9 protein-coding genes and 1 pseudogene are annotated in these 11189 nt (G+C 75.1%); 2 read left to right on the top strand and 8 right to left on the bottom strand.

Annotated features, from left to right (window positions below; all coding sequences use genetic code 11):
• Positions 1-40 precede the first annotated feature (40 nt).
• From AB0F18_RS36175 to AB0F18_RS36140, 8 genes are all read right to left on the bottom strand, one after another.
• Positions 41-451, bottom strand: coding sequence for a rodlin (locus AB0F18_RS36175; RefSeq protein ID WP_362068789.1), 411 nt, complete (start codon positions 449-451; stop codon positions 41-43).
• Between the two features lie 121 nt (positions 452-572).
• Positions 573-854, bottom strand: coding sequence for a hypothetical protein (locus tag AB0F18_RS36170; protein WP_362068786.1), 282 nt, complete (start codon positions 852-854; stop codon positions 573-575).
• A complete protein-coding gene (locus AB0F18_RS36165) occupies positions 851-1603 on the bottom strand; it encodes a DUF1524 domain-containing protein (RefSeq protein ID WP_362068783.1) in 753 nt (250 codons plus the stop codon). The genes AB0F18_RS36170 and AB0F18_RS36165 overlap by 4 nt, the downstream gene beginning before the upstream one ends.
• 114 nt (positions 1604-1717) lie before the next feature.
• The gene (locus AB0F18_RS36160) at positions 1718-2860 is read right to left on the bottom strand and encodes a substrate-binding domain-containing protein (RefSeq protein WP_362068780.1); all 1143 of its coding nucleotides are present in this window, start codon (positions 2858-2860) and stop codon (positions 1718-1720) included.
• A gap of 11 nt (positions 2861-2871) precedes the next feature.
• On the bottom strand, positions 2872-3909 hold the full coding sequence (locus AB0F18_RS36155) for an ABC transporter permease (protein WP_362068777.1): 1038 nt from the start codon (positions 3907-3909) through the stop codon (positions 2872-2874).
• Complete coding sequence (locus AB0F18_RS36150) at positions 3906-5477, bottom strand: sugar ABC transporter ATP-binding protein (RefSeq protein WP_362068774.1); 1572 nt, start codon at positions 5475-5477, stop codon at positions 3906-3908. Before AB0F18_RS36150 ends, AB0F18_RS36155 begins: the two co-directional genes overlap by 4 nt.
• Before the next feature lie 96 nt (positions 5478-5573).
• Complete coding sequence (locus tag AB0F18_RS36145) at positions 5574-8288, bottom strand: SpoIIE family protein phosphatase (RefSeq protein ID WP_362068771.1); 2715 nt, start codon at positions 8286-8288, stop codon at positions 5574-5576.
• Positions 8289-8399: 111 nt separating this feature from the next.
• Entirely contained in the window at positions 8400-9335 is a 936-nt protein-coding gene (locus AB0F18_RS36140; protein WP_362068768.1) for a cyclase family protein, read from the bottom strand.
• A gap of 142 nt (positions 9336-9477) precedes the next feature.
• Between AB0F18_RS36140 and AB0F18_RS36135 the strand changes: the two genes are divergently transcribed.
• Both AB0F18_RS36135 and AB0F18_RS36130 read left to right on the top strand, forming a co-directional pair.
• Positions 9478-10608: a PP2C family protein-serine/threonine phosphatase gene (locus AB0F18_RS36135; RefSeq protein ID WP_362068766.1), complete on the top strand. Its 1131-nt coding sequence runs from the start codon at positions 9478-9480 to the stop codon at positions 10606-10608.
• Positions 10609-10831: 223 nt separating this feature from the next.
• A pseudogene (locus AB0F18_RS36130) lies at positions 10832-11189 on the top strand (hypothetical protein); the annotation flags it as partial.

Below are 11189 nucleotides of genomic sequence, written 5' to 3'. Positions count from 1 at the left end.
GTGACGACCGGGGTCGTCACGCCGCTCCGGGGCCGCTGGATCAGCTGCCGGCCGACAGGTTCCCCGACAGGATCGGGATGTTGGAGGCGATGTGCGAGAGGGTCTCGTCACCCTTGGCCTGGGTGGAGTTCTCGGCGCACTGCTGGTTCTGCGGGTTGGACGCGATCGGGATGTCCTGGACGCCGACGTTGACGAGGGCCAGGACGGACTGGACGTTGACCTTGGCCGGCAGGCCGACGCAGAGCTTGTTCAGCGAACCCTGGACGGCGCTGAGCTGCGGGCTCATCGCACCGGCGGTCTCCTGGTTGCCGTAGATCTGCTGCGAGCCGTTGCCGTTGACGGTGTTGACGCCGTTGTCGTTGCCGATCGCCATCGCCGGGGAGGCCGCGAGGGCGCCCGTGCCCAGGATGGAGGCGGTGACCGCGGCGGTGGCCATGAACTTCTTGAGCATCGTGGAGATCCTTCTGTCGCATGTGCTGTCCCCGGCGGGACGCTTGGATCAACTCCCGTCACCGCCAGGGGTTATCGCCCGTCACCCGAGCGGCCCAACGATCCGTCCCCGGAGTGGCTGCTCAGGCGGGCGCGGACGGTGCTTCGGCCCCGCCTCCGGCACCGATCGCGCGGAGCGCGGCGGTGTGCAGCGCGTACGGGTCGCCGTGCGCCACCGGGCTGCCGGTGAGGGTGTACCACTCGTCCGCGTCGGTGTACTGGACCTCGAAGCGGACCTTCCCGTCCGGCCCGCCGGTGGTGCGCAGCGTCAGCGGGCCGGTGATGACGCCGACCTCGTCCGTCATGGCCCCGCCGGGGCCGGCGAGGACGTCGTCCTGCCACTGGAACTGACGGGGCCCGGTCATGCGGCGCAGGTGTCGATCATGGTGGTGAGCATGGCCCTCTCGGCATCGGCGACGGTCAGTCCGTAATGGGATTTGACGGTGGTCCAGGCGCGGCCGTACTGGCACCAGCTCGACCTGTCCGGCGGCTGCCACAGATCGGGACTCTGGTCGCCCTTGGACCGGTTGGAGGCGGCCGAGACCGCCAGCAGCTGCGGCCGCGTCAGATCGTTGGCGAAGGCCTTGCGCTTCGCCGCGTCCCACCCGGAGGCGCCGGAGCGCCAGGCCTCGGCGAGCGGGACCATGTGGTCGATGTCCAGCTTCGACGCCTCGTTGACGACGGCGCCGTCGTACAGGCTCTTCCAGCTGCCCGACACGGCCCGGCACTCGGCGTCCTGGGTGACGTCGCCGCCGTCGCGCTTGAGGACCGTCTCGCGGGTGTCGCACTTGTTGCCCTGCTCGGCCCAGTGCGTGAACCTGTCGCGGCTGTAGCCGGCCATCGTGCCCGGCTTGCCCGTCGTCAGCGCCGCCAGCTGCGTCCGGGCCACGGCCGCGCTCACCATGCCCGGCAGCACGTCCCCCGAGGCGGGTTTCGCGTCACCGCCCGGGGACGCGGAGGAGGCGGCGGGCGCGGACGGTACGGGGCTCGCGCTCGCGGCCGGTCCGCGCGGGGTCTTCCCGTCACCGGCGCCCCCGGATCCGCCGCACCCGCTCACGCCGAGCAGCAGCACTGCGGCCACCGCCCCGGCGCGCACCCCTGTCTGACGACCCATGGCAACCCACCCCGCCCCGACGAGACCCGGCACACCAACCCGGGAAGACTACCCATATCCGGACAACCAACCCCCGCACCGACCCCGCCGCGGGGCTCCGTGTCCGTCGCCGCGTCACTCCCCGCGCCAGATCCTCCGGTACGCCTCCCGGTACCCCTTCGGGTCCCAGGCCGCGGCCCCGCCGCTGTTGTCCGCCGTCACCACGTGGACCGGGGCGACGTACCCGCTGGCGGGCCGCCCGGCGAAGGCCCGGTTGAACTCGTCGACGGTCTGCCAGCCCTGCTGGGACAGCGGCTCGGGGACGGTCGCCGCCTGGTAGCCCCGGCTGTTGACGCGCTGGAAGGCCGACGGGTCCCCGTCGCCCGCCCCGATGTTGAAGGGAGGGCCCCCGCCGGGCCGTCCGGCGGCGCGCAGGGCCGGGGCCGCGTCGGCGAAGTAGAGGTCGTTGATGGCGACGGAGTCCGTCCAGCGGTCCCGGAAGCGGGAGAGGAGGGAGGAGACCTCCTGCGGGGTGCGCTGACTGGCGTCCGGGATCGGGATGTTCTCGGTCGCCAGCAGGCGCACGCCCGGGCAGCCGGCGAGACGGCGTTTGATCAGCTCCGACTTGGTGCGGGCGAACGGGATGGAGTCGTCGGTGAAGACGACCACCCCGGCGTCGCCGCCGGAGCGGGCGATGACCCAGTCCGCGCTGATCCCCGCCACCTCCTCCACCCTCGTGGTGATGTTGGTGAACAGCCGGGGCGCCGAGCTCGGACCGGGGGAGCTGACCGCGTGCCAGCCGATCAGCGGGATGCCCGCCGCCTGCGCGCGCGCCGTCTGCTGCGCCGTGAGCTGCGGGTCGAAGCCCCCGATGACGATGCCTGAGGGCCTGAGGGTGACCGCCTGGCTGAACGCCGCCTGGATGCCCGCCGGGGTGCCCTCCCCGTCGATGACCCGGACCTGCCAGCCGATGGCCGCCGCGGCCTCCCGGACCCCCTCGGCCACCCCGGCGACCCCGGGGTTGGTCATGGTCTGGGCGACGTAGACCAGGCTCTTGCCGGGCACGGCCGCGGGGCCGGTGGTCGGCCCGTTCCAGGCGGCGTCGGTCAGCTCGGCCCGTCCGACGGCCTCCTTCGCCTTCGCCAGCGCGGCCGGGCACCGGGCGTCCGAGGGCGGGGCCGGGGCCTGCGCGGGGGCGCCGCCGCAGCCCGTGACGAGGGTGGAGGCGGCCGCCCACAGGGCCGCGGCCGCGAGGGCGCTCTTGCGGTTCGGGTACACGGTGCTCCTGATCAGGGGTGCGCCGGCGGCCGGGGGGAGCCGTCGCCGGAGTGCGGGGGCGGCCCGTCCGCCGGGGCCCGGGTACGCAGCCGCCGCCGCGCCGCGTACCCGGCCAGACCGACGGCCATCAGCAGCGTGCCGCCGTTGAACAGGGAGGTGGCCCAGAACTCGGCGCCGAGCTGGCCGATCCCGGCGAGCCCGACGGCGAGCACGCTCACGGCCACCAGGGTCCCGGCCGCGTTGGCCCGGCCCGGTCTGACGGTGGTGGAGCCCAGCAGCGCGCCGACGAAGGCGGGCAGCAGGTAGTCCAGTCCGACGCTCGGGTTCCCGATCTGCTGCTGCGCGGCGAGCAGCACCCCGGCGATGCCCGTGACCAGCCCCGACGCGGCGAAGGCGGACACCGAGTACCGGCGCGTGGGGATGCCGAGGACGGCGGCGGCCCGCGGGTTGGAGCCGATGACGTACAGGTACCGGCCGAACGGCAGCCGCTCCAGCACCACCCACAGGACCGCCGCGGCGGCCAGTACGTAGAAGGCCGGCAGCGGCAGGCCGAGGAACCGCGCGTCGTAGAGGGCGGTGAAGGAGGACGGCAGCCCGCCCGGGCCGGGGACGATCCGGCTGCCGCCGGTGAGCCATCCGGTGACGGCGTACATGATGCTGCCGGTGCCGAGCGTGGCGATGAAGGAGTCGATCCGGGCGAACTCGACGACGATCCCGTTCACGGCGCCGGCCAGGCCCCCGCCGGCGGCCACGGCGAGGCAGGCGAGCGGCCAGGGCGTCCCCACGTCGACGACCAGGTGCATCACCATCACGTGCGCCAGGCCCAGCCCGTAGCCGAGGGACAGGTCGAACTTCCCGGTGGCGATCGGGACCGTCGCCCCGAGCGCGAGCAGGGCGGGGATGGACTGGTTGGACAGGATCGAGGACACGTTGTCCCGGGTGGGGAAGGTGTCCGGCAGGGCGAGGGAGAACGCCAGGAAGAGCAGGACGGTCAGGGCCGGCAGGCCGTAGCTGCCGATGAGGTGCCCGCGCGGCGACCAGCCGGTCACGGAGCCCCCGCGCTGCCGGTGATCGCCGGCATGGCCGAGGCGGTGCGGGTCAGTTCGGCCGGGGTCAGACGGGCGCCGGACAGCTCGGCCGCCACCGATCCGCGGACGAACACCAGCGCCCGCCGGCACAGGTCCGCGACCTCCTCGAAATCGGTGGACACCAGCAGGACCGCGAGCCCCCCGGCGGCCGCCTCGTCGAGCATCCGGTGGACCGCCGCCTTGGCGCCGACGTCCACGCTCGCGGTCGGCTCCTCCAGGACCAGCAGCCGCGGCCGCCCGCGCAGCCACCGGCCCAGGACGACCTTCTGCTGGTTCCCGCCCGACAGGGTGGCGACGGGCACCTCGCAGTCCCGGGGCCGCACCGCGAACCGTTCGATCAGCGCGGCGGCCTCGCGCCGCTCGCGCCGGGGGCCCAGCCAGCGCCACGCCGGCACCCCCGCCGCCCTCGGATTGGCCAGCAGGTTCTCCCGGACCGTCAGATCGGGGGCGCAGCCCTCCTCCTGGCGGTCGGCGGCGACGAAACCGACCCCGCGGCCCACGGCGCCCGCCGCGCCGCGCGGGCGGTACGGCCGGCCGTCGAGCAGGACCCGCCCGCCGAGCAGCGGCAGCACCCCGGCGAGGGCCCGGCCCAGGTGCACGTGCCCGGCCCCGGTCAGCCCCACCATCCCCAGGATCTCCCCGGGGGCCAGCTCCAGGCTGACGGGCCCGCTGCGCGCGGTCGTCACGCCGTCGAGGCGCAGCACGGGCCGCCTCCCGGACGCGGGCCCGGCGGGAGCCGGCCGGCCGGGCCCGGCCGGGACCCCGCCCGTGATGTCCCGGACCAGCCGGCCGGGGTCGTACCCGGCCAACGGGCCTCCCGCGACCACGCGGCCGTCGCGCAGCACGGCGAAGGCGTCGGCGACCCGGTACACCTCGTCGAGCCGGTGGGTGACGTAGAGGATGCCGTGGCCCCGGTCGCGCAGCGCGTGCAGGACGTCGAAGAGCCGGGCGCAGTCGGCGGCGGGCAGCGTGGCGGTGGGCTCGTCGAGGACGAAGAGCCGGGTGCGCCGCGCCAGCGCCCGGGCGATGGCCACCAGGGAGCGCTCGGCGGGAGCGAGGTCCGCGACGCGGGCGCCGGGGTCCAGGTGGCCGGCGACGGTCTCCAGCGCCTCGGCGCACCGCTCCCGGGTCCGCCGCCAGGAGATCAGGCCGTGGCGGCGCGGGTAGCCCGTGCCCAGGGCGATGTTCTCGGCGACGGTCATCCAGTCGACCAGGCCGAGGTCCTGGTGGATGAAGGACATCGTCGCGGCGGCGGCCTCGGAGCCGAGCGGGTGCCCGGCCGCCGTCACCTCGCTGGCGTCGGCCCGGTGGACCCCGGCGAGCACCTTGATGAGCGTGGACTTGCCGGCGCCGTTCGGGCCGAGGAGGGCGAGGACGCTGCCGCCGTACAGGTCGAGGCTCACCCCGTCCAGGGCGACGGTGCCGCCGAACCGTTTGCCGAGACCCCGTATCCGCACGAGCGGTTCCGCGCCCGGGGGCCGGGGCGGGCGGCCCGGTGGGGCGTCGTACTCGTCATGGGCGTCATGCACGGACGTCTCCGGGGCCGGCCTCGGATCCCCCGCACGGGAGGGCGGGACACGGGGATGTTACTGCCCGGACCGGCCCGTTCCGGGGTACGACGGACGTTACGCGGCGTCCAGGGCGCATTCGGCCCAGATCACCTTGCCCCGGGGGGTGTAGCGGGTGCCCCAGGCCTGGGCCAGCTGGGCGACGAGGAACAGGCCCCGGCCGCCCTCGTCGGTGTTGGCCGCCCGCCGCAGGTGCGGGGCGGTACTGCTGCCGTCGGAGACCTCGCAGATCAGGGCGCGGTCATGGATCAGGCGGACCTGGATCGGCTCGCCCCCGTAGCGGATCGCGTTGGTGACCAGTTCGCTCAGCATCAGCTCGGCGGCGAACGCGAGCTCTTCCAGTCCCCACGCGGTCAGCCGCCGGGTCGCGGCGGCGCGGATGTCGCAGACCTTCGAGGGGTCGGCCGGCAGGTCCCACGCGGCGATCCGGTCGGCGGGCAGGGTGTGGGCGCGGGCGACCAGGAGGGCGATGTCGTCTTCGGGGTGCTCGGGCGCCATGGCGTCCATGACGGCCTGACAGGTCTCCTCGGGACCGCGGTCCGGATGGGCCAGGACGCCCCGCAGCCGGTCGAGGGAGACGTCGATGTCGCGGTGCCGGTCCTCGACGAGCCCGTCCGTGAAGAGGATCAGCGTGCTGTCCTCGGGCAGCTCTATCTCGGCCGTCTCGAAGGGCAGCCCGCCCAGGCCCAGCGGGGGCCCGGCGGGCAGGTCGGGGAAGGTCACGCTGCCGTCGGGGTGGACCAGCGCGGGCGGGAGGTGGCCGGCCCGGGCCATGGTGCACTGCCGGGTGGTGGGGTCGTACACCGCGTACAGGCAGGTGGCGCCCACGATGCCGGTGCTGCCCTCGGCGTCGTCGCCGCCCTCCTCCCGGTCGAGGCGGACCAGGAGGTTGTCGAGGTGGGTGAGGAGCTCGTCGGGGGCGAGTTCCAGCTCGGCGAAGTTGCGCGCGGCGGTCCGCAGCCGCCCCATCGTCGCGGCGGCGTGCAGCCCGTGGCCGACGACGTCGCCGACGAGCAGGGCCACCCGGGTGCCGGAGAGGGGGATGACGTCGAACCAGTCGCCGCCGACCCCGGACTCGGCCGGCAGGTAGCGGTGGGCGACCTCGACGGCGCCCTGCTCGGGCAGTCCGCGCGGCAGCAGGCTGCGCTGCAGGGCCAGGGCCAGGTTGTGCTCCCGGGTGTAGCGGCGGGCGTTGTCGATGCACAGGGCGGCGCGGGCCGCGAGCTCCTGGGCCAGCCGGCTGTCGTCGTCGCCGAAGGGGGCGGGGTCCTCGGCGCGGTAGAAGCTCGCGATGCCCAGCACTACCCCGCGCGCGAGCAGCGGGACGACGATCAGGGAGTGCACGCCGTGCTCCAGCAGCCTGCGGGCGCGCTCGGGGTTCTGGGCGATGAAGCCCGCCGCGGACTTCAGCTCGGGCTCCAGGACCGGGTGGCCGCCGGTCAGGCAGCGCATCTGCGGGGTGCCGGCGAGGAGCTCCACGGGCCGTCCCTCGGGGTAGAAGGGGCAGTCGTCGCGGATGCCGTGGACGACGGTGCGGTGCAGCTCGGCTCCGGGGTCGGCGGACTCGTCGCCGCGCAGCACGGACCCGGGCAGGTCGACGGTGACGTAGTCGGCCAGGCGCGGGACCGCGGTCTCGGCGAGCTCCCGGGCGGTGCGGCCCACGTCGAGAGTGGTGCCGATGAGGGTGCTGGCCTCGGCCAGCAGCTCCAGGCGCTGACGCGCCTCGACGGCGTACTTGCCCACCTCGGGCTCGCCGACCAGCACCAGGCCGCGGACGGTGCGGGGCGGGCCGGGCGAGAGCGGGAGGTGGTGGACCGGCGGGCCGTCACCGCCGATGACGGCCTCGACGACCACGCCCTCGACGCCGGAGCCGCTGGTGACGGGGTGGCTCAGCAGGGTGGCCTCGCGGCCGTGGGGGAGGGCCACGCCGACGGCGGCCCGCCGGGCGGCGGAGATCAGCTCGGTGGCCTTCTCCTTGAGGAGCGCCCGGTCGTGCGGGTCCAGTTCGAGGCCGGCCGGCTCGGCGAACGCCTCCGCCCCGTCGGTGCCGGCCGGGACGACGGGCCCGAGGCGGCGGTGTCCGTCCCCGGCGGCCCCGGTCTCCCGGGCGCGGCGTTCGGCGTCGAGGTAGGTGTGCAGCAGCCCGCGCTCGCGCGCCGAGCTCTGCGCCATCAGCCGCCGCTCGATCGTCCCGACCGCGCGGCCGAGCAGGACGGCCAGCTCGGGGTGCTCGTAGGCGTACGGGTACCCGAAGCAGAGCACGCCGACGATGTGCCCGCTCAGCTGGTCGCGGATGGGGGCGGCGCAGCAGGCGTTGGACTGGGCGCGTTCCGCGAAGTGCTCGGCGCGGTAGACCTGGACGGGGCGCCGCTCGGCCAGCGCGAGGCCGATGCCGTTGGTTCCCCCGTAGCGCTCGGCGAAGACGAATCCGGGCACGGTCTGGATGGGGGGCAGGTTCCGGGCCAGGGCGGGCTCGCCGAAACGGCGTTGCAGCACCATGCCGTCCGCGTCGGCGACCGAGATGTTCATCTGGCTGCCGGAGAACCGGGACTGCAGGTGGTCGAGGACCGGTCCGGCGGCCCGTACGAGGCGGCTGTCCGGGTCGAAGTCGTCCCGGTAGGGCAGCTCGGCCTGGTCGGGGGAGAGCCCCAGCAGCCGGCAGCGCAGCCACGAGTCCAGGATGGGGCTCCGTACCCCGGCCTCCACCGGCTCGCCCCCCAGGAAGCGCTCACGGGAGCGTGCGGGGCCGGTCTCGTCTCCCGTGACGCCCATCTGCATCACTTCCCCTTGCCGGTGTGCCCCGGCCCCGTCGGGATGATCGCCCTGGTCCGTGTGGTGAAAGGCGAATCAGCGTTTTGAGTATATTCCGGTAGTTTTGCCGCTTCACAGGACGGCGACGGGATTGACCGGCGACCCCGTCCCGCCGGGAACGTCGAGGGGCGTCACGACGAGCATGAAGGCGTGCCGTCCGGCTGCGGCGCACGCGGCGGACAGCCCCTCCAGGTCCAGGTTGTCCAGCAGGGGCACGCCCATGGCCGTGATGGCCAGGGTGTGGACGGGGGAGTGGACGCCCTCGACCGGGGAGGGGCGCACGTCGCTGTCCCCGTCCGCGCCGAGCAGGCTGATCCCCCGCTCGGCCAGCAGGGGCACCGCGCTCACGTGCAGGCCCGCGCTCGCCGCGTCCGGGTCCCACGGGCCGAGCTCCCGCCGGCGCCGGAACCGGCCCGTGCGCACCAGCACCGCGCAGCCCTCGTCGATCCGCGCGCCCAGGGCCCGCTCGGCGGCCAGGAGCTCGTCCGCGCGGACCGCGCGCCCGGGCTCCAGCCAGTCCGTCCCCAGGACGGCGGGAAGGTCCAGGAGCACGCCCCGGGTGACGAGCGGGCCCAGCGCGGCCACCGACCCGTGGCGGGCGCCGCCCGCGCCGACGGCCGCCCGGGCGGGCCGGCCCCCGTAGAGCTCCCCGCGGTAGGCGATGTGCGACAGCGCGTCGAGGTGGCTGACGGCCTTGCCGTGGTAATCGGCGCCGAGGAAGTCCTTGTGGGCGGACGGCTCCGGGGGCTCCACGTCGCCCAGGTCGGTCATGTGGTGCAGGGCGGGCCGGGGGTTGTCCGGGCCGGGCCGGGTGTCCCAGGGCCGGCCGAGCGGCACCGCCGTACCGTCGCGGACCAGGGCGGCCGCCCGGCGCACGTGGTCCGGCGTGACCCGGTTCCAGGCGCCCCGGTCGGCCGGCTCCCAGCGGCCCCAGGTGCGGACCGCCGCGAAGAGGGCGTCGAACTCCTGACGGGAGACCCGGGGGACCTCCGCGGGCTCGGTGCTCATGGACAGCGCTCCAGGGTCGCGGGGCGGGCCCCTCCGGCCGTTTCCGTATCCCTACCCGGTCCGGCCCGCCCCGGGGCGCCGGCCCCGGGCGACGCGCCGGACGAGGTGGCGGCCGTACGCCCGGGCGAGGCAGGCTGTACTCATGAGAGCGCCCTTGCGCTCGCCCCCGGGACCGGGAGCCGGCGGCCACCACGTCCTCTTCGTCCTCGCGGAGTGCCTCCCCTTCGCGATCGCCCTCGTGGTGCTCGTCGTCGAGCTCACTCCCGCGCACGCCCTGTACACCGGCCCCCTGCTGGTCGCGACGCCCGCCCTGGCCGCGGTGACCCTGGGCCCCCGGGGCACGCTCGCGGCGGCCGGACTGGCCGTCTGCGTCAGCGTCGTCACCGCCACGTACAACCACGCCTGGGGCGGCCGCCAGGTCTACACGAACCTCCTCGCCCTCCTCCTGGTGTCCGCGGCCGGCGTCATGACCAGCCGCGCCGTCCGCACCCGCCGGGAGAACGAGCTGGCCCAGGTCCGCCGGATCGCCGAAGCCGCCCAGGAGGTCCTGCTGCGGCCCGTCCCGGCCCGGCTGGGGCCGGTACGGGCGGCCAGCATGTACCTGGCGGCCGAGAAGGGCGCCCAGATCGGCGGCGACCTCTACGACGCGGTCCAGACCCGGTACGGGATCCGGCTGATCGTCGGTGACGTCCGCGGCAAGGGCCTGCCCGCCGTACGGGCCGCCGCCGTCGTCCTCGGCGCGTTCCGGGAGTCCGTGCACTACGAGGACGACCTGGTGGAGGTCGTCAACCACTGCGGCGCCGCCCTGCGCCGGGACGCCGCCACCGCGAGCGCGAGCCTGGCCGGCGGGGACGACGCGCTCCTGGAGGGGTTCGTGACCGCGGTGGTGGCCCAGATCCCCGACACCCTCCACGTCCAGATCGTCAACCGGGGCCACCCGCCCCCGCTGCTGCTGCGCGACGGAGAAGCCCGCCCCCTGGCCCCCACGGTCCCGCTGCCCCCGCTCGGCCTGGAGGAGTTCATCGGTGGTCCCCCCGGCAGGACGGACAGCTACCCCTTCGCCCCGGGGGACCGGCTGCTCCTGCACACCGACGGGGTCATCGAGGCCCGCGACGGCCACAACGCCTTCTTCGACCTCGCCGGGGCGATGGAGGCACTCCACGACCGCACCCGGCAGTCCTTCCTCGAAGGCCTGCGCGGGGCGCTGCTGCGCCATGCGCGCGGCCGGCTGGCCGACGACGTGGCGGTCGTCCTCGTCGACCGGCTCGACTGAGATCCGGCTTTTAACCGCCGTCCGCGGCGCTGTCAAGTCCCGACTTTCCGGAACGTGACCCTGCTGTGCCCGCTGGGGCTTACTTGAGGAGCGGAAAGGAAACGAGGAAACAGGAAAGAGAAGGAAAGCCTCCCCGGAGGAATTCCCGATCGAATCCCCTCACCGCACCGTCCCGAAATTCCGGGGCACCCCAATAAATAGCATGCACAGTCAGGAGAAAGTCATGAACCGCAAGATTGACACCACCACCGCCACCGTCCGCCCGCAGCGCCGGACCCTGCGCCTCGCGACCCTGGCGGCCGCGGCGGCCATCGTCACCGGAGGCGTCGTCCTCCCGGCCTCGACGGCCATGGCGGCCCCCGCCCCGGCCCACGTGGCCACCGCCCTCCCCAACGGAGGCGGCAAGGGCGGAGACGGCGGTGCCGGCGGTGGCGGCCTGATCGGCGGCGGCGGTGGCTCCGGTGGCTCCGGCGGCGGCAGCGTCCTCGGTAGGGGCGGTGACGGCGGTAAGGGCGGCGCCGGCGGTGACGGCCTCCTCGCCGGTGGCGGCGGTGGCGGCGGCGGTGGCGGCGGCGACGGCC

The sequence above is a fragment of the Streptomyces sp. NPDC029216 genome (genome assembly GCF_040648015.1).
In the GTDB taxonomy this organism is placed as follows: Bacteria; Actinomycetota; Actinomycetes; order Streptomycetales; family Streptomycetaceae; genus Streptomyces.
The sequence above is the reverse complement of the archived record's forward strand: the minus strand, read 5'-3'. Positions and strand labels throughout refer to the sequence as shown.